The 19,031-nt window shown below is 66.8% G+C and carries 12 protein-coding genes; 5 read left to right on the plus strand and 7 right to left on the minus strand.

The genetic code is table 11. The features are described from left to right. Nucleotides 1-241 precede the first annotated feature (241 nt). The gene (locus tag FRC96_RS13920; RefSeq protein ID WP_146975217.1) at nucleotides 242-1,750 is read right to left on the minus strand and encodes an aldehyde dehydrogenase family protein; all 1,509 of its coding nucleotides are present in this window, start codon (nucleotides 1,748-1,750) and stop codon (nucleotides 242-244) included. A 488-nt stretch (nucleotides 1,751-2,238) separates the two neighbouring features. Between FRC96_RS13920 and FRC96_RS13925 the strand changes: the two genes are divergently transcribed. Next, on the plus strand, nucleotides 2,239-5,547 hold the full coding sequence (locus tag FRC96_RS13925) for a DUF4175 family protein (RefSeq protein ID WP_146975218.1): 3,309 nt from the start codon (nucleotides 2,239-2,241) through the stop codon (nucleotides 5,545-5,547). A gap of 11 nt (nucleotides 5,548-5,558) precedes the next feature. After that, nucleotides 5,559-7,133 (plus strand): peptidase MA family metallohydrolase, encoded by a 1,575-nt coding sequence (locus FRC96_RS13930; RefSeq protein ID WP_146975220.1) that lies wholly within the window; start codon nucleotides 5,559-5,561, stop codon nucleotides 7,131-7,133. 265 nt (nucleotides 7,134-7,398) lie between these two features. On the opposite strand, the gene FRC96_RS13935 is transcribed toward FRC96_RS13930, so the two are convergent. The 4 genes from FRC96_RS13935 to FRC96_RS13950 form a co-directional block, all read right to left on the minus strand. Then, complete coding sequence (locus FRC96_RS13935; protein ID WP_146975221.1) at nucleotides 7,399-7,812, minus strand: hypothetical protein; 414 nt, start codon at nucleotides 7,810-7,812, stop codon at nucleotides 7,399-7,401. A 3-nt stretch (nucleotides 7,813-7,815) separates the two neighbouring features. After that, complete coding sequence (locus FRC96_RS13940) at nucleotides 7,816-10,434, minus strand: endonuclease MutS2 (protein WP_146975223.1); 2,619 nt, start codon at nucleotides 10,432-10,434, stop codon at nucleotides 7,816-7,818. Between the two features lie 57 nt (nucleotides 10,435-10,491). Continuing rightward, nucleotides 10,492-12,018, minus strand: a complete 1,527-nt coding sequence (locus FRC96_RS13945; RefSeq protein WP_146975225.1) for an ATP-binding protein — start codon at nucleotides 12,016-12,018, stop codon at nucleotides 10,492-10,494. Nucleotides 12,019-12,171: 153 nt separating this feature from the next. Then, nucleotides 12,172-13,305, minus strand: coding sequence for a glycosyltransferase (locus FRC96_RS13950; RefSeq protein WP_230470255.1), 1,134 nt, complete (start codon nucleotides 13,303-13,305; stop codon nucleotides 12,172-12,174). Nucleotides 13,306-13,700: 395 nt separating this feature from the next. Between FRC96_RS13950 and FRC96_RS13955 the strand changes: the two genes are divergently transcribed. Both FRC96_RS13955 and FRC96_RS13960 read left to right on the plus strand, forming a co-directional pair. Further along, complete coding sequence (locus tag FRC96_RS13955; RefSeq protein ID WP_146975228.1) at nucleotides 13,701-14,447, plus strand: class I SAM-dependent methyltransferase; 747 nt, start codon at nucleotides 13,701-13,703, stop codon at nucleotides 14,445-14,447. Between the two features lie 251 nt (nucleotides 14,448-14,698). Further along, a complete protein-coding gene (locus tag FRC96_RS13960; protein WP_146975230.1) occupies nucleotides 14,699-15,229 on the plus strand; it encodes a DUF523 domain-containing protein in 531 nt (176 codons plus the stop codon). 3 nt (nucleotides 15,230-15,232) lie between these two features. Here FRC96_RS13960 and FRC96_RS13965 read toward each other — a convergent pair whose 3' ends face one another. Next, complete coding sequence (locus FRC96_RS13965) at nucleotides 15,233-16,738, minus strand: DVUA0089 family protein (RefSeq protein WP_146975232.1); 1,506 nt, start codon at nucleotides 16,736-16,738, stop codon at nucleotides 15,233-15,235. Nucleotides 16,739-16,934: 196 nt separating this feature from the next. Between FRC96_RS13965 and FRC96_RS13970 the strand changes: the two genes are divergently transcribed. Then, complete coding sequence (locus FRC96_RS13970) at nucleotides 16,935-17,984, plus strand: hypothetical protein (protein ID WP_146975234.1); 1,050 nt, start codon at nucleotides 16,935-16,937, stop codon at nucleotides 17,982-17,984. A gap of 55 nt (nucleotides 17,985-18,039) precedes the next feature. On the opposite strand, the gene FRC96_RS13975 is transcribed toward FRC96_RS13970, so the two are convergent. Then, entirely contained in the window at nucleotides 18,040-18,930 is an 891-nt protein-coding gene (locus FRC96_RS13975) for a hypothetical protein (protein WP_146975236.1), read from the minus strand. Nucleotides 18,931-19,031: the final 101 nt, after the last annotated feature.

Raw genomic sequence — 19,031 nt, forward strand, 5'->3', positions numbered from 1 at the left:
GGTTGGGGGGGGGGGCGGGTTGAGGTTAGGTGGTTGTGTGGTTGGGTGGTTGTGAGGCGCCGGGGTTTGCCACGTTGGTCGATTCGTGAGGGCGTTGGGGGGTGTGCGGGTTGAGGTTAGGTGGTTGTGTGGTTGGGTGGTTGTGAGGCGCCGGGGTTTGCCACGTTGGTCGATTCGTGAGGGCGTTGGGGGGGGGGCGGGTTGAGGTTGGGGTGACCCACGGTCGGGAGAGGTTGTGTGGTTATGCGGGTTTGAGGAGGTTGAGGGGGCCTGATTGGGTGGCGTCGGGGGAGAACTCGGCGGGTTGCTGGAGGCGAGCCTGGGGGTAGGTGCAGTAGAGAGGGGCGAGGATGGCGGCGGGGCGGTGGTTGCCGCTTTTTTTGGTGCCGCCGAAGGGGAGGCGGCTTGAGGCGCCGACGGTGGAGCGGTTGAGGTTGAGGATGCCGCAGTCGAGCTCGTAGGTGAGGGCGTCGAAGCGCTCGGGGTCGGCGGTGAAGACGCTCATGGCCAGGCCGTAGTCGGTGGCGTTGGCGATGCGGGCGGCGGTGGACTCGTCGGAGGCTTCGTAGAGGACGATGTCGGGGCCGAAGAGCTCTTCGCTCTGGTGTTCGCCCTCCGGGTTGAGTTGGGAGGCGCGCCAGAGGGCGGGGCGAACAAAGTAGCCTTTTTGAAGATCGGGGTGGGCGCCGCCTTCGAGGATGGGGATGAGGGTGCCTTCGTCGTCTTGCTGCTGGGCGTTGAGGAAGTTCTCAAAGCCGCGGCGGTCGGCCAGCGGGCCCATAAAGGGGGCGGTGTCGCCCTCGGTGGTGGGATCGCCGGTGGTGACGCGCTCCAGGAGGTCGACCAGGCGTTGCTGGAGGTCGTCGATGATGGCCGCGTGGGCGACGACGCGGCTTGTGGCCGAGCAGCGCTGGCCGGTGGTCAGGCAGCTGGCCAGCAGGATCTCGTGGGCGGCCTGGTCGAGGTTGGCGTCGTCGAGGACGATCGCGGTGTTTTTGCCGCCCATCTCCAGGGCCAGCAGCTTCCAGGGCTGGTCGAAGGTGGCGCGGCGGATGCGTTGGGCGGTGGCGAAGGAGCCGGTAAACAACACCCCGGCGACCTTCGGGTGGGCACATAAGGCCGCGCCGACCTCGCCGGGCCCCTGCACCAGGTTGAGGACGCCGGGGGGGAAGTCGGCCTCCTGGGCGCACTCGAAGTAGAGCTGCATGGAGAGGGGGGCGAGCTCGGAGGGTTTGACGATGAGGGTGTTGCCGGTGAGCAGCGCGGGGATGATGTGGCCGTTGGGGAGGTGGAGCGGGAAGTTGTAGGGGCAGAGCACGGCCAGAGGTCCGAGCGGGCGGTGGTGCCAGGAGCCGCCTTTAAGTCCTTTGGGGTGGACGGGGCGGGTGAGGTCGAGGCCCTCGGTGCTCATGATGTCGATCTTGGCGGTCAGCGCGCCGGCTTCGCCGCGGGACTCCCAGAGGGGTTTTCCCATCTCGGTGGTGATGGCGCGCGCGAGCTCGTCCTTGCGGGCGTCGAGGGCCTTGCGGAAGCGCTCGACGTAGGGGAGGCGGCCCTCCACGCCGAGCTTGTCCCAGGCGGGCAGGGCTCTTCTGGCGGCGTCGACGGCCAGGTTGACGGCGTCGGTGGACCAGGGGGTCTCGAAGATCAGCTCGTCGTTTTGAGCGGGGTTCTCGCGGCGCAGGGTGTTCTGGGCGCGGTCGGGGGTGGTCCACTGGCCGGCGATGAAGTTTGCGCGAGAGGGGATCATGAGACCTCGGGAGGTGGTTGGAGATGTGCGGAACAGGTTGGCAGGCGGCTCTATTGTGGCGACGTGGGGCGGGATGTCCAGTGGCGCGCGGAGGTTGCTCCGGCGAGCGAGGTCAGAGTGGGCCGCATAAACACAGGGCGTTGCGCGACCCCGGGTCAGGGCAGTGAGGCGACCCGGGGTCAGGGAAAGGTGAGCAGGGTGGGGAGGTGGGAGGTGAATTGGCGAAGGCGGTCGGCCGGGGGGGCTGCGATGGCGTGGCCTTCGAGGACTGACGCCGGCTCGTTGTGTGGGGGGATTGTGTGGCGGCGAAGCGTCTCGGGATTAAAGCCCCGGAGGCCGTCGGTTAGTCGCGGTGTCCGGGGTGAGGTCTGAGGCTGGCGAGGTTGTCGCGATCTGAGGGCTGCCCTAGAGTTTGCAGGCGTTGCCGGAGGGGAGGGGATGGGGTGGCGGAGCGTGTCGGACGATAAGAACTTCAGCGATGGTCATGTATGCACGATGAGACGAAGCAGCCGGAGAGCGGGGCCCGGGATGGCGGGGAGGGGCATGCACCGCAGGAGTCGGTGGCCCAGGGCCCGACCGAGGCCTCGTCGGGGGGCGTTGCGGGCGCCGATGTGAGCTCGTCGCTGACGGCGTTGAAAGCGTTGCTAAGGCGCACCGAGCGCGATCTTCGCCGGCCTGTGCTGGTGGAGGGGGCGTTGTGGGCGATGTCGGCGGCGGTGGCCGTGGCGTTGAGCGCGCTGGCCGTTGCGGCGGTTTATGAGACGCAGGGGGCGCTGGTCGCGCGGTGGATCCTGGCGGTGGGGTTTGGGGCGGTGGGGGTGAGCGCGGCGGTGGCCTACACGCTTTTTCGGGCGAGGCGGCGCGGGGAGCTCGCGTCGGCCCGCATCGTTCAGGCGCACGCGCGGGAGTATCGCAACGATCTGGTGGCGGCCCTGGAGTTTGGCGAGCGTCTGGGGGCAGCGGGGGCCGATGAGGAGCTCAAGCGTCAGGGGGTGAGCGCGGCGTTGGCCTCAGCGCACGTGCGTCGCACGGCGAAGAAGGCGCTCGCGGGCGCGAAGGAGCAGTCGCTGGCGCATGTGGTGCCGCCTCGCGATCTGCGCGCGCCGGCGGGAGCGGCGGCGCTCGTCTCGGTGGTGCTTCTGGGGGTGATGGCCTGGCAGCCGGGCTGGACGCTCGGGGTGCTCAGCGGCGACCGGGTGGGGGCGTCGGTGGTGGGGGATCGGGCGCGGGTGCGGCCGATCGTGGGGCAGATCGACGCGATTTTTGTTTACCCGGAGTACACCGGGATGCCGCGGCAGATGGCGCGGCTGGGTTCGGGGTTTGTGGAGACGCTGGAGGGCACGCGGGTGCACCTGCAGCTGGGGCTGTGGCCGCAGGACTGGCAGAAGGTCGAGCTGGTGCGCCGCTGGCAGGGGGAGGCTGGTGAGGAGCAGGAGGTGCTTCCGGTGCAGCTCGGTGAGGGGCATCAGGGGAGCGTGAGCCTGACCTTAAAGGAGAGCGGAAGTTATGCGTTTCGGGCGGTGACGGCCGAGGGCGTGCCGGTGGAAGACGGGGTGGAGCGCACGATTCGCGTGGTGGCCGATGCGCCGCCGCAGGTGCGCTTGACCTCGCATCAGCCCGGTCCGGAGCCGCTGATCGTGCAGCCCGATGATGTGCTGGAGCTCTCGGTGGAGGCGCTCGATGACTTCGGGTTGAGCGGGCTGAGTCTCGTGCATCAGTTCGGTGACGATGAGGAGGGGGCGAAGCGCCAGTCGCTGGATCTGAGCGAGCTGGCCGCGAAGCCCCAGGGGGTAGAGCACAGCCTGAGCTTTGATCTGGCGGAGCTGAACTTGCAGCCGAAAGATCAGGTCTCGATCTATTTTTCGGCCACGGACATCAACACGGTGACCGGCCCGGGGGAGGGGCGCAGCGAGGCGCTGGTGATCTATGTGGAGAGCCCGGAGGACCAGCATCTGCGCAACATCGCCGACCAGCAGGCGCTGCTGGAGGCGCTGCTCTTGCACCTGGCCGATGTGCTGGAGGCGCCGGTGGGAGAGCGGGTGGCCAAGGGGGATGAGGGCTACCGCATGGAGGTGGACGCCGGGCTGGATGCGGCCGCGCGCAGCGCGATCTACGAGCAAGGGGTGGCCCATCATCAGGCCCGCGAGCTGATCTTGAGTGAGCTTGAGGGGCTGCGCGAGCGGGTGGCCGAAGATCCGATGATGAGCGGGCGAAACGCCGCGCTCTTTGACGGGCTGGCCGCGCAGCTCAGCGGCCTTCAGGAGGAAGGCACCCGGCTGTGGGAGAGGTTGCAGGCGCGCTCGGAGCGCGGCGATCTGACGATGGGGCATGTGCAGACGCTGGCGGATTTTAGCCTGCAGGTCGAAGACGAGCTGGAGAAGGCGCTTTTGCGTTTTGATGAGCTTCTTGCCCGCCAGAAGATGGAGCTTGTGGAGGCGACCGCCGAAGATCTCAAGGCGATGCGCGAGCGCTTGCGCGAGCTTCTGGAGCAGTACCGCGACACCGAGGATGAGGCGCTTAAAGAGGCGATCAAGCGCGAGGTGCAACGACTTCGTCAGCGCATGGCCGAGCTGATGGCGCGGATGCAGATGCAGATGGAGCAGCTGCCTCAGGATCACGTCAACATGGAGGCGCTCGAGCAGATGCAGATGGAGGGTGAGGCGCAGCAGATGGGCGACCAGCTGCAGTCGATCGAGGAGCTTTTAGAGAAGGGAGATATTGACGGGGCGCTGGCCGAGCTCGACCGGATGGATGAGCTGATGGAAGGGCTCAACTCGGAGGTGGAGCAGGGCATGGAGCAGGCCGCCCCGCAGGGCATCTCGGAGCTCGATCGGCAGATGGGCGAGCTGATGGAAGATGTCAGCCAGCTCCAGGAGATGGAGCGGGCCATCGAGCAGGAGACCCGTCAGATGGAGGATGCGCTGGCCGAGGAGCGGCGCGAGGCGATCCAGGAGATGGTGGCGCCGGCGGTTGAGGAGCTTTTAAAGAAGGTGGCCGAGCAGGAGCGCGATCTGGGGCGGATGGAGGGGCTCGAGCTGCCGGTGCGAGATTACGGGCAGATTGAGTACAACGCCGAGCAGGTTGAGCGCTTGCGCGAGATGCTTGAGCAGCAGGATTTGCAGCTGGCGCTGGAGGCTGCGGAGCTCTCGGAGCGGCGACTTCGGGGGATGCGCAGCACGTTGAGCCTCTCGGAGCGCTATGTGCGCGAAGACGCGCAGCGCAACGCGCTTCGTCGCGCGCACGCCACGAGCGATACGATGGCGGGTCGGGCCGAGGAGATCGTGGAGATGCTCCAGGAGTTTAAGGAGCAGGCATCGGAGCAGCGCCAGCAGGAGCAGGGCGACCAGCAGGAGCGCTACGAGGAGCTGGCCGAGCGTCAGCAGCAGGCTCGCCAGCGCGCCGAAGCACTTCGCCAGAAGGTCGAGCAGACCGGGGAGCGTTTTCCGATGGTGCGCGACCAGGTGATGCCCTCGCTGGAGCAGGCCACCGAGGCGATGCAGCAGGCCGAGGAGCGGCTGCGCCAGGGCGAGGGGCAGCAGGCGCTGGATCGGGAGCGCTCCGCCCTCGATCAGCTCGGGCAGCTTGGCGAGCAGATGCGCCAGGCGATGCAGCAGGAGCGGCGACAGCAGCGTCGCTCCGGGCGTCAGCAGAAGACCGAAAAGGTTGAGATCCCGGGGGAGTCGAGCCGGGAGGCTCAGGAGCGGCTGCGTCGCGAGATGATGGAGGGGATGCGCGAGGGGCGGCTGGAAGATTACGACTCGGAGATCGAGCGCTACTACCGGAGTCTGGTCGAGTGAAAGGAGAGCATGTGAGAGGACGCGCGACGATCGTTTGGGTGGTGATGGTGATGGCCCTGATGTGGGCAGTGCCGGTGTGGGGGCAGAGCTCGCTGGAGGACTACCGTCAGGCCGAGGCGATGCTCTCGGCCTGGCAGCTCGATGAGGCGCGCGAGGCGATCGACCGGCTCAGCGCGAAGGAGCCGGGGCTAGCCGAGATCGATTATCTGGAGGCGCGCTACGCCTTTTATGACGGCGACTACGAGCGCGCGCTGGAGCGCATCGATAGGGCGCTGGAGGCACGTGAGGTGGGGAGCTGGCAGGCGTTGCGCGAGATCATCGCGGAGACGATCGCGGTGACCGAGCCCTATGTGCGTCACGTCAGCCCCTCGGGGCGTTTTGAGGTGTTTATCGAGCCGGGGCGCGACGAGGTGTTGTTGCCCTATGCGTTTGAGGCGCTGGACGCGGCCTACGAGGAGTTGGGCGAGGAGCTGGGCTACTACCCCTCGACGCCGATTCGGGTGGAGGTGTACCCGCGCACGGCGACGCTGGCGCAGGTCTCGATGCTGACGGACGAAGAAATTCGCACCTCGGGCACCATCGCGCTGTGTCAGTACAACCGCCTGATGATCACCAGCCCGCGGGCGGTGTTGCGCGGCTACGGGTGGGTGGACACGCTGATTCACGAGTATGTGCACTATGTGATCAACCGCAAAACCTACAACCAGGTGCCGATCTGGATGCACGAGGGGCTGGCGAAGTTTTTGGAGCGGCGGTGGCGCGGGGAGGATGAGGCGCAGCTCTCAGCGAGCTCGGAGCATCTGTTGCATACGCGGCTCAAAGCCGATGATCTGATTTCTTTTGAGGCGATGCACCCCTCGATGGCGAAGCTTCCCAGCCAGGAAGATGCGGCGGTGGCCTTTGCCGAGGTGTATACGACGATGGAGTATTTGCGCGCGCGGGTGGGGCCGGGGGCGTTCGGGCAGCTGCTGGATACGATCAACGAGGGGTACGGCGCTCAGGAGGCGTTTGCGCGCGTGCTGGGGACGAGCTGGGCGCGTTTTGAGAAGGACTGGCGCGCGTATTTGCATACGCGGCCGGTGGTGGAGTTTGAGGATGAGGCCGAGCCCTTTGAGGAGCGGCTGGTCTTTGAGGATGAGCGCCACAGTGGCGGGGAGCTCGATCAGGTGGAGGCGCCCGGGGCGCAGGATCACATCAAGCTGGGGCAGATGTTTCAGGTGCGCGAGAGGTTCGGGGCGGCGGTGGTGCAGTATGAGAAGGCCACGCGGCTGATCGGTCAGCGCAACCCGGTGCTGCAGGGGAGGCTGGCGCAGAGTCTGATCGCCACTGGCGAGCCGCAGGCGGCGGTGGAGGCGCTCTCGGAGGTGCGGGAGCTCTACCCGGGCTATGTGACGACGTGGCTGGAGCTGGGGAACGCCTATCTGGCGCTCGGGGAGTATGCGCTGGCCCGAGAGGCGCTGGAGGAGGCCGCGCGCATCAACCCCTTCGATCCGGGGGTGCATCAGGGCTTGAGTCGGGCGTACTCCGGGTTGGGAGACGGCGCGCAGGCCGAGCGTGCGCGAGGGGCGGAGCGCCTGCTCCAATGATGTTGATGAGGAAGTAAGGTGGGGGGGCCAGGGTGCGCTATTCTGACTCCCGGTCGCGCGAAAAGCTGACTCCCGGTCGCGCGAAAAGCTGACTCCCGGTCAGGAGAAGTTCAGTGTTTATGCGGTGAAGCGAGGGTTGAGGGTTGACCCCCGGTCATCGCACAAGCTGCCCCCCGGTCGTCGAAAAGCTGCCCCCCGGTTGTCGGGGTAGCAGACCGGGGGTTGGGTGTGTTTCAGGGCTTGAAACGTCTTGAAACGTTAAGATCTACCAGGGGATGACGTCGCGGTGCTCGGCCAGGCCGCCCCAGTGTCCGGCGCCGATCACGGCGAAGGAGGCCACCCACCAGAGCAGGCCGCCGAAGCGACGCCAGTCGGCGATGTCGCGGCGCGTGCCGTAGTCGTAGCTCAGGGCGGCCAACGCAATGACTGCGAAGGCGGTGATGCCCAGCAAGCGGTGGTGGGAGAGGTCGTCGGAACCGCCGGAGAAGCCCCCGGCGACAAGACCGGAGAACACGGCCAGGGTGGTCATGGCGAGGTTTGCCAGGCCGCCCCAGCGCAACAGGGGGATAAGCGTGGGGGGCTCGTCGTTGCGCAGCGCGTAGGTCGCCGCGGCGGCCAGGGCCATGGAGACGACGATGGGGAAGTGCAGCGAGAGGTGGTGCAGAAAGGAGGGCCACATCGCTCAGCTCCCCCGGTGCACGAAGGCGATGGTGACGCCGTCGCCGCCTTCTTCGCGTTCGCCGCGACGGAACTCGCGCACGTAGCGGGACTGGGGGAGGTGGCCGCGCACGGCGCGTTTGAGGGCGCCGGTGCCGTGGCCGTGGATGATGTAGACGCCTTCGATGTTCTGGAGGTAGGCGCTGTCTAAGAAGAGGTCGAGCTTGTCGAGGGCCTCATCGGCGCGCATGCCGCGCAGGTCGACGGAGTTGTCGGAGGTCTGGGGCAGGAGGACGGCGTCGCCGGAGGGGGAGGCGGTCGGGCCGGGGGCTGTGCGTCGGGAGGAGCCCGAGGAGGTGGGGCGGCCGCGGCGGTGGTTGCGGCGCTCGGACTCGCTGACGTGGAAGAGGTCGTCGGTGTTGACGTTGACCTTGAGATCGCCCAGCTGCACGCGGGCCTGGGCGTCGCCCGGGGCGTATTGAAGCACCCGGCCAGCGCGCTTGAAGGGGCGGCAGTAGACGGTCATGCCCTCTTCGAGCTCGTCGGGGGTTACCGGGCTCAAGCCCTCGGGGCCGGAGCGCGGGGGGCGCGTCTTTTCCTGGGTCTTTTCGACAGTCTCTTCGGCCGCTTTGAGGCGTTTTTGCATGGCCTGAAGTTCGTGTTCGGTGCGGTCACCGGCCTCGACGGTCTTCTGGCTCTTGAGCGTCTTGAGCTCCTGGCGGATGCGCTCGCGGGCCTGGCGAAGATCCTCGCGAAGTTTGCGCGTCTCGCCAAAGAGCTGGTCGCGATCTTTTTGCAGAAGCTCGGCGTACTTCTTTTTGTAGCGAGCCGCGCGGGTCTCGGCCTCCTGGCGGGTCTGGCGCAGGCGGTCTTTTTCGAGGTGCAGCTCGCGGACCTGATCTTCGAGGCTCTCCAGGACCTCTTCGACGCTGTGGTGGTCCTGGCCCTCCAGGATGGCTAAGGCGCGGTCGATGAGGGGCTGCTCCATGCCCAGTCGTGCGGCGATGCGCACGGCGAAGGAGCTGCCGGGGATGCCCATGGTCATCTGGTAGGTGGGGCTGAGCGAGTCGAGGTCAAAGCCCATCGACGCGTTGGCAAAGTGCTCGCTCTGGTAGGCCAGGGTTTTGAGGCCTTCAAGGTGGGTGGTGACCACGGTGGTGGTGCCGCGGCTGGCCAGGTTCTCGAGCAGCGAGACGGCCAGGGCGGCGCCCTGCATGGGGTCGGTGCCCACGAAGAGCTCATCGAGGAGCACCAGCGAGCGGGGGCCGCAGCGGTCGAGGAAGCGGTTGATGTTGGTGACGTGGCCGGAGAAGGTGCTCAGGTCGCGCTCGATGGACTGCTCGTCGCCCACGTCGGTGTAGATCTGCTCGAAGAGGGGGATGGCGCTGCCCTCGTCGGCGGGGATGGGCAGGCCGTGGCGGACCATCATGGCGAGCAGGCCGGTGGTTTTGAGCGAGACGGTCTTGCCGCCGGTGTTGGGGCCGGAGACGATGAGCACGCGGCGCGGTGGGGTGATGGCGATGTCGTTGGGGACGGTCTCATTATGCGGTCGGCCGTCGGGGAGCTCGCTGGCGAGCTTGAGAAAGAGCAGGGGGTGGCGGGCCTGGCGAAGCTCCAGCGGGCCCTCGGTGAGCGTGGGGACGGTGGCGCGCAGTTTGCGGCTTAAGCGGGCGCAGGCCAGGACCACGTCGAGGTAGGCCAGAAGCTCGACATTTCGGAAGAGCGTGGCGGCGTGCGTGGCGACCAGGCCGGAGAGGCGTTTGAGGATGCGCTCCTCCTCGTCGGCCAGCTCGATCTGGGCCCAGCGCAGCTGGTTGTTGAGTTCGACAAGCTCGGTGGGCTCGATGAAGAGGGTCTGGCCGCTGGCGGAGTAGTCGTGGACGATGCCCGGGACGTGGCCTTTAGCGCCGGCGCGGATGGGGATGACGTAGCGGTCCTCGCGCACGGTGACGTAGTCGTCGCGCAGGGCGTGGTCGAGATCGCGGGATTTGAGCAGGCGGTCGACGCTGGAGGCGATGCGATCTTGCTGATTTTGCACCGCGCGGCGAAGTTTGCCGAGGTCGGGGCTGGCCTGATCGGAGAGGCGTCCGCCGGGCTCGATGGCAAAGGCCAGCGTGGAGCGAAGATCGCTTAAAGGATCGACGAGCGCGCCGATGGCGCTCAAGCTCGGGAGCTCGGCGCTGCGGCTTGTGAAGTAGCGGGCCACCCGGGCGGCGACGTCGCAGTTGCGGGAGATGGCCTCGAGATCTTCGGCGCGAAGCGCGCCCTGGCGGGTGACGTGCTGCAGGGCGCGGCGGATCTCGCGCAGGCCGCCCAGCGGGGGGGCGTCGTCGGTTTCGAGCAGGGCCATCAGCTCGGCGCACTCCTTGAGGCGGCGCTCGACCAGGGGGGCGGCGGGCAACGGGCGCAGCTCCTCGATGAGGAATTGCCCCTCGGGGGTGCGGGCCAGGCGATGGAGCTCTTCGAGGAGCTCTGGCCACTGCAGATCGCGCAGCGACTTTTTGGGGATGTCGCGCTCGGTGTCGGCGGGCTCTTCGACCAGGGGGCGCAGCGTGGCCTTGAGCAGGCGCGCGGCGTCGGGGGGAAGTTGGTCGAGGACGGCGTCGCAGGCCAGCGACGAGGTGGAGGCGTTCTCAGAGGTCATAGCGAAGCTTAAGCTTAGGAGCGCTTGGAAGCGAGGTAAGGAGGATGGGACGGGGTGTCACTGGGCCGGGGCGGTGGGCAAATAGACGCGCACGCGGGTGCCCTGGCCGGGGGTGGAGTCTACGGAGATGTCGCCGTCCATGCCGGCGACCAGCCCCTGGCAGACGAAGAGTCCCAGGCCGGCACCGTCGCCGATCCCCTGGGTGGTGAAGAAGGGCTCAAACGCCCTGGCGAGGACGTCTTCGCCCATTCCGCGGCCGTTGTCACGGATCTCGAGCAAAACGAAGTCCTCGCGATCGCTGAGTTTGAGGGTGACGTCGATGCGGGCGTTCTCCGGGCTGAGGTCGCTGACGGCGTCCGCGGCGTTGTCGATGAGGTTCCAGATGATCTGGACGACGCCGATCTCGCTGGCCCAGACCTGGGGGACGTCGTCGATGCGGGTGACCAGGCGAGCGACCGGGAGGATGCGAGACTCGGCTCGGCGCAGCGCCCAGGTGGTGAGTCGGGCCATATCCAGGTGTTCGGCGCGGCTCTGCGCGGCGTCGGAGAAGGAGCGAAGATCGTCGATGATGGAGCGGACCCGGTCGATGCCGGTCTGAACTTTGAGGATGGCCTGTTGGATGTCGTCGACGGCTTCGGTCACGACGTGGTCGGCGGCGTAGGCCTGGTGAATGGCGACGAGCTCTTCGGTCACAAACTCGAGGTTGGCGAGCACGATGGCCAGGGGGTTGTTGATCTCGTGGGCGACGCCGGCGGCCAGGCTTCCGACGGCGGCCATTTTGCTGCTGGTGAGCAGGCGCTGGCGCAGCCGGTGCAGGTCGGTGACGTCGAAGATGGCCCCGTCGAGGTAGGTGATCTGGTCGACGCCGGCGTAGACCGCGCGGCCGCGCTCCCAGATATGACGCACCGAGCCGTCAGTGTGGATCATGCGGTAGTGCAGCTCGAAGGGCTCGTGGCGGGCGACGGCGCTGGAAATCTCACTTCGAATATAGGCGCGATCCTCGGGGTGGGTGACCTGATCGAGGCTCGTACGGTGCTCGAGGAAATCGATGGCAGGGCGTCCGACGAGCTCCTCGATGCGCTCGGAGATAAAGATCGCGCTCCAGTCTTCGTCCATCCGGCAGCGGTAGACGACCCCGGGGAGGTTCTCGACCAGGGCGCGAAAGCGCTGCTCGCTCTGCCGCAGGTTGTTGCGCTCGCGGAAGGCGGCGGTGACGTCGCGCAGGATCAGCAGGGCGCGCTCCGAGCTCAGTGGCGAGAGTCGGGCCTCGATGCTGGCCAGGTTGTGCTCGTGGGGGACCAGGCACTCCAGGGTAACGCTCTGCTGGAGGGTGAGCGCGTCGGTCAGCGCCGACTGAAGTCGGTCGGCGGTTGCGCGGGGTAGAAGATCGCGCAGCGCGTGGCTTTCAAGGGCTTCGGGAGGGTGCGCGAGCACGGCGCCAGGGCTTCCGGCGTGGTGCGCGCAGATGGTTGCGACCGCGTCGAGCTCCAGGATGAGGTCGGGGAGCGCGGCGAGGATGGCGGAGGCGCCGGAGGGGGCCGGAGTCTCGGAGGCGGCGATGTCGGGGTGTTTGCGCGCAGACATGAGGAGCTCGCGATGAGTCGGTTTCCGAGGCGGTCGGCCGTTGCCAGAGTCATGAGGCGCGCACCCGACAAGGCCGATGTGCTCGCCCCTTCGCTATCGTAGCCTTGATGCTCGCGAAAAGTCGAGTTGACCGAGAGGTGAAAGCCCCGTCGATCAGGCGTTGGGGTAGGTGCGACCGGCCCAGGTGAGCTGGCCACGAAGGGTCTGGCGAAACGAGTTTAAGGCAATCGCGATCAGCGCCAATACACCCAGGGGGTGAAGCAGCACGCTTAAGGGGGGGTGAGCGAAGCGGATGGCGAGCAGCGTGCGGTAAAGGAGGTTAAGCGCGACGGCGACCAGGAGCGGGGTGGTCGGCGGCGCGAGTGCGGGGAGGAGCACGCTGAGGGGCAGGAGGAGAAAGGGCAATACAAAGGCGCTGAGGTAAAGGATGACGACCAGAAGGAGCAGGGCGGGGTTTTTGCCCATGCCCGGGTAGATGTTTTTGGTAAACCCCTCCCAGACTGAGGGGGCGTCGCGGTACATGCGGCATCGCGCCAGATGGGTGCCGTCGGCGAACGCGACGGTGAGGCCGGCCTCTTTGGCGCGGCGACCGAAGGCCATATCATCGACCAGGGCGTCGCGGATGGCCTCAAAGCCGCCGATGCGCGCGTAGGCCTGGCGCGAGGTCATGAGGATCTGGCCGTTCATGGCCAGGAAGTCAGCGCGTCGGGTGTGGGGGATGAGCAAGAGCGGCAACCAGCTCACGTACGTCAGGTGGAGCAAGGGCAGGATGAGGTGCTCAAAGAAGGAGCCTGTGACCTGAGCGGGTACGGCGCTGACGACGTCGGCGTTGTAACGCTTCTGCCAGGCGGCGAGCTGCGAGAAGGCGTCGGGGAGGAGCCGTACATCGGCGTCGATGAAGAGGAGGTGTGGATGGGTGGCGTGGCTGGCGAGCTGGTGGCAGGCGTGACATTTACCCGCCCACCCGGCGGGCAGCGGCTTTGCTGCGGGGAGGCGCAGCGCGGGGAGCTCGCTGGCGAGCGTCTGGAGGATGTGGGAGGTGCGGTCGGTGGAGTGGTCGTCGTAGGCGATGATCTCGAGCTGCATCTCGGGGTGAGCTGCGGCAGCCGTGGCCACGCTGCGGACGCAGTCTTCGATGTTGGCTTCTTCATTGCGGGCCGGGATCAGCACGGAGATCGCCGCCGGGGGCGCGGCGGCCCGGAGGCGGCGCGGCCAGGTCAGCAGGTTGAAGAGACCGATGGCGGTGGCCAGGGCGATAGGGGCCACAATCAGGGAAGTCAGGAGCACGGCTGGCCTGCTTGATAAGGAGCGAGAGGGAGAGGCGACGACACCAACGGCGCCAAGATGGTCTCTGCGCACACTATGTCCAGCGCGAAGTGGTGAGGGGGGGGTGGGGTATGACGCCGTGAGCGATCGTTGACGGCGTGTCTGCTGCGTTGAGAGCACCTCGGGCAGGGTTGCAAAGCCTCGACGATGCTGCCGCATTCTCTTTCGTTTCTCGCCTTGCTCGAGACGCTCTCAACCTCGCCGTCATCGACATCCATTTCTGCCCACGGCGTCGTAGGGGGTGTTATCGAGAAGGCGCGTCGGGTAGAGAGAAGGGGACGTGTATCTGTGTGGCGAGGTCAGAGGTGGTGGACGTTCGAGACATTCGAGGGAGGACGAGGCCGGGGCGGCTGCGGATGCTGGATCGTTTTGTCGTGGCGCGACTTCTCGGCGCCTTTAATACGGGCTCGACCGAGGTTGTGGTGGACGTGGGGTTTGGGCAGGAGGGGTGGACGACGCGGGAGCTTTTTGAGGCGCTCTCCGAGGCGGCGGTGGCCTGCGAGGTGGTCGGTGTGGAGGTGGAGCCCGGGCGGGTGAGGGCGGCGCAAGAGTTGGCCTGTGAGGGGCTTCGCTTTGTGGAGGGCGGGTTTGATTTAAAGCGGGCGGTGGGGAGGGAGGCCCGGCTTGTGCGGGCGATGAATGTGCTGCGTCAGTACGGGCCGCATGAGGTTGCCGAGGCGCATCGTGCCTGGGGAGAGGTGTTGGGCGAGGGGGGCTATCTGGTGGAGGGGACCTGCGATGGGGAGGGCGCGATTGGCTCGGCGCACCTGATGCAGAAGCGTCAGGGCCGAGTTGAGAAGGTGGGGCTTATGATGTGGACGGATTTTTCCAAAGGGTTTGGCCCCTGGATGTTTCGGGACTGGCTGCCGGCGGATCTTCGCCGAAGTCTGCGGCCGGGGCGGCAGGTCGACGGGGTGGAGATGTACGGGGTGTTGCAGCGCTGGGCGGAGCTCGCCGGTGAGGAGCGGCGGGCAGGCGTGCGAGGGAACCGGGAGGTGTTTGAGCGCTCGCTTGCGCGGCTCGCCGACGAGGTGGGTGTGCTGGAGGAAGGTCGGGCGTTGTGGGGCGAGGGGATTGTGGTTGTGGGTGGGGCGTGTGGGTGATTTGGGTGTGGTGGAAAGGTGTTGTTTTTCAGTGGTTTAGGCGCATTAAGGGCAAGGCGTGGAGAGGCCGAGGGTCAGGTTTTGCGGTGTTGTGAGGGTGACCGGGGGTCAGGTTTTGCGGTGCAGTGAGAGTGACCGAGGGTCAGGTTTTGCGGTGCAGTGAGAGTGACCGAGGGTCAGGTTTTGCGATGATGTGAGCGTGACCGAGGGTCAGGTTTTGAGGTTCGGTTTCGTGTGCGGAGCGGTTGAGGATGGACGAAAAACGTGGAGCAGCGGGGCGGATTCTGGTGAGCGCGTGTTTGCTCGGCCGGGAGGTGCGCTATGACGGACGAGCGTCGCGGGTGGAGGAGGACGAGGGGAGCCGCTGGCTGCAGCGTATGCAGGAGCAGGGGCGTGTGGTGATGGTCTGCCCGGAGGTCTCGGGAGGGCTGGGGGTGCCTCGGCCGCCGGCGGAGCTTGTGGGTGGGGATGGGGAGGCGTTCTGGCGCGGGGAGGCGCGTGTGATGACGCGCGAGGGCCAGGATGTGAGCGCGGCCTTTGAACAAGGGGCTCGGGTGGCGCTGGAGCTCGCGCAGCGTCACGGGGTGTGCGCAGCGGTGCTCAAAGCACGCAGCCCCTCGTGTGGAGGGGCTGCGGTGTACGACGGACGTTTTCAGGGGCGGCTGGTCGCAGGGCAGGGCGTGAGCGCGGCGCTACTACGACGCGCCGGCATCCAGGTCTTCAGCGAAGAGGAGCTGGACGCAGCGCGCCGTTTTGTCGAGGGGGACGGCGTGCCCGGCTAGCGCTCAGACGCTCTGGCCGCTGGGGCCGCTCTTGATGAGCTGAAGCTCAAACTGCCCGACCGATTCGCCGCCGAAGCTGGTGACGACGACCTTGTAGGTGCCCGGGGTGAGCTGGCGGTTGATGCGAGAGTCGGTGGTCTGGCCGTTGTCGTCGTTCTCTTCGATGAGCTGGTTGTTCTCGTCGAGGAGCACCAGGTAGGTGTCGAAGGCGTCGGAGCGAAGATCGATCTGGACCTGCGAGGTCTCGTCGACTTCGAGGGTGTAGACCTTGCCGACACCGGGGCGGTTGGGCAGACCGCTGTCGGCCGGGAGGATGAAGCTGGAGAAGGAGTCGCCGGGGGTCACCGAGGTGCGATCATCGAGGGTGATGTGCTCGGTGTTGAGCGTGTAGGGGCCCGAGGGGCGGTTGGCAATCGAGCTTGCGACCAGAGTGTAGTCGCCGGCTTCGAGCTGCTGGACGATCCGGGGGTTGAGCGCGCCGGCGGAGTCGTCATCTTCGGCCACCACTCGCCCGTTGCTGTCGAGCAGGTAGAGGTAGGCGTCAAAGGAGGAGGTCTCCATTTGAAGGCTGACCGCGCCGGCCTCATCGAGGGTAAAGGGGAAGGCGAAGCCGGGGCGGCTGGCCGCGCCGTGCACCGTCGGCGCCAGGCCATAGATGCCGCGGTAGGGCTCGCCGAAGATGAACTTCTCGGAGACCTGGGCGTTCTCGGTGGCGACGTCCAGGATGAACGCGCCCTGGCCCTGGCCCTGGTAGGAGTTGACCAGGATCTGGTAGGTGCCCGCCGGGAAGAGCGAGAGAATGCGCGAGTTGGTGGAGGCGGCGGCGACCGGGTCGTTGGCGTCGTCGTTTTCGGCCAGAAGTTGCGAGGTCTCGGCGTCGAGGACGCTCAAGTAGGTGTCAAACTCGGTGGAGCGGGCGCTGATGTTGAGCAGGGCATCGTCTTCCAGGGTGAGGGTGTAGGAGGCCGCGGGCACACCGCTGATGGGGTGGGCGCTCATGCCCTGGAAGAGAAAGCCGGTGGCGGAGCCGGGAAGATCGACGTCTTCCTGCATCGCGAGCAGAGAGGTTTCCAGCGAGAAGCTGCCGCTGCCGCCGGGGCTCTGGCTGGAGAGGACGATCAGGTAGGTGCCGGCGGTGGGGGCCTGGGCGATGAGGCGGGCCTGGGCGTCGGCGCTGGTCTGATTGAGGGTGGTGGCCAGCGGGGTGTAATCGGGGGCAAAGACGGTGAGCGCGGGGCTAAAGCCGTTGGCCGTGGATTTGACACGCAGGACCTGGCCGGCGTCGAGGTCGACGGCGTAGGTGGTGTAGCGCGAGCCGTTGTTAGGGCTGATGAGTCCGGAGGCGCTTAAGGTGCCCGAGGCGCTGTCGTCGGCGCCGATGGTGCCGAGGTCCTCGGTGAGGAAAGGCCCCGAGGAGGAGGCGCAGGCCACGCTGAGCGAGGTGCAGAGGGTCAGGGAGAGACCGAGCAGAGAGTGTTTGGTGAGGCGCGATGAGAGCGAGAAAGACACAGCGAACTCCGGGAAAACAAAATCCAGTGATGAAAACACGTCGGTGACCATCGAGAGGCAGGACTATAGTTGAGGAAGCGCGTGCATAAAAGGGGCAAGGTGGGTGGGCGCGGAAGGTGATGTGGTCACGAGCGCTCAAGGGGTTAGGTTCCCGGGGAGAGGGGTGGAGCGATGACGCGATTGAGGGAGGGGCGGGATGGAGGTGCCGGGCTGGCTGTGGGCGGGGTTGGGGCTGGGGCTGTTGGTCGGGGCGATGCTCGATCTTTTCTGGACGACGTTGTGGCAGGACGGGGGAGCGGGGCCGCTGACCACGCGACTGGGCGCGGGGTTGTGGTGGTTGGGGCGATCGGCGCTGGGGAAGTTGGCCGGGGTTCGGCTGAGCTTGATGGGGCCCTTTATTCTGCTGGCGACGGTGATGATGTGGATGACGATGTTCTGGCTGGCGTGGGTGTTTTTGCTCAGCGCCAGTCCGGTGCTGTTGGCCCCGGCGTTCGGGGAGGATGGGGTGGCGAGCTGGCCGGAGCGCTTCTATTACGTGGGCTCGGCGTTTTTCACGCTGGGTAATGGCGACTACCAGACGGCGGGCGAGTTCTGGCAGATCAGCTCGGTGTTGTGTGCGGGGAGCGGGATGCTGATGATCACGCTCTCGATCAGCTACGTCATCGCGGTGCTCTCGGCGGTGGTGACCCGGAGGCGTCTGGCGACGCAGATCTTTGCGATCGGCTCGACGCCGGAGCAGTGGGTGCTCAACGCCTGGGATGGAGAGAGTCTGTCGGGGAGCGACGGGGTGTTGCCGGCGATCGCCGAGCTGCTTACGGAGGTGACCGAGCAGCAGCTGGCCTACCCGGTGGTGCACTACTATCACGCCGATGCGCCCTATAAGGCGATGCCGATGGCGGTGGCGATGTTTGATGAGGGGTTAACGCTGATCGAATGCGGGGTGGAGGAGAGCTGCCGGCCGGGGCGGTTGACGATGCTGCTGGCGCGCAACAGCGTGCAGCGCTACCTGAGCACGCTTCGGGAGGGGTGGATCTCCCCGGAGAAGCCGATGCCGGAGTTTCCCAACCTGGGGGAGCTTCGGGAGTCGGGGATGGCGACGTTGGACGAGGTCTTTTATGAGGCGCAGGTTCACCAGCTGGAGCGCCGCCGCAAGATGTTACGGGGAGCGGTCGAGCATGATGGGTGGGAGTGGGATGATCTGGGACGGGTGGGACGGTCGGTGGCCGGAGGCGGAGCGACAGAGTGACGAGTGAGGTGTGGAGGTCCCCGGTCGCGATGAGGCGACCGGGGAGAGCGCGCGATCAGAGCCGTGGGGGCAGGGGCTCGGACTGGTGTTCGCCGCGGATGCGGTTCCAGCCGAAGCGGATGGCGTCGCGGAAGAGGGGCCAGGGGCCGGTCTCGCGGGTCTCCCAGCTCTGGTGGGCCATGGGTTCGACCTGGTCCCAGGTGTGGTCTTCGTAGCGGGGCTCTTCGGCCAGGGCGACGCCGTAGCGGTAGGCCAGGGCGAAGTCCTCGTAGGCGTAGCGGCTGTCGGCGAAGTTGCGCTGGTAGTGCTCGCGGAAGCTGCTGTCGAAGCGGGAGACGTCGTTACGGGAGGCGGAGCGCTCGGCGGTGCCGGCGACGGTGGAGCTGCCGGAGAGGCGAGGCTGGTGGCTGGTGCTCTGGGTTCCGGAGGTCACCTCGCTGCTGTGCGGGATGTTCGAGGAGGTCCGGGGGCCAGCAGCGCTTGAGCTGGATGCGGTGGTCGGCTCGTCGACGAGCGAGGAGGTGGAGATGCCCTCGGATTTGGCGCTCTCGATGATGCCGCTGCCATGCCTTCGCCCCAGCTTTTCGGGGGTGGAGGGGCGGCCCGTGAACGCTCGCCGATCCATGATCTGGCGGGCGGTGTGGGCCTGAGCGTCGTCGTCGAGGTCGACGATGATCAGATCGCAGCCCTGGCGCACGCCGCTTGCGTAGCGGCGGGCTTCATCTTCGCGGATGCCGCGTGAGGTGAGCTCGTTGAGGGATTTTTTGGCGTCTTTCTGGCTGTCTTCGCGACCGGAGAAGAGGCCCTTGAAGATGCCGGTGTGCTCGTTGCCTGGCGAGGCGATGTGCTCGATGTGGCGTCGTTTGATGCCGGCGTCTTTGAGCGCGTCGATGGTGTCTCTGGCGCGTTCTTCGTTCTCATAGAGAGCGAGTATGAGGGTGTTCATAAGTGCCTCAAAAGACGGGGGAAGTTGTTGTTGTGGGGCGCTCTGTGGAGCTGTTGGGCTAAATGTGTGCGCGAGGTCGCGAAGGCATAATGATTGGCGGG

It is taken from the genome of Lujinxingia vulgaris, from assembly GCF_007997005.1.
Taxonomy (GTDB): domain Bacteria; phylum Myxococcota_A; class Bradymonadia; order Bradymonadales; family Bradymonadaceae; genus Lujinxingia.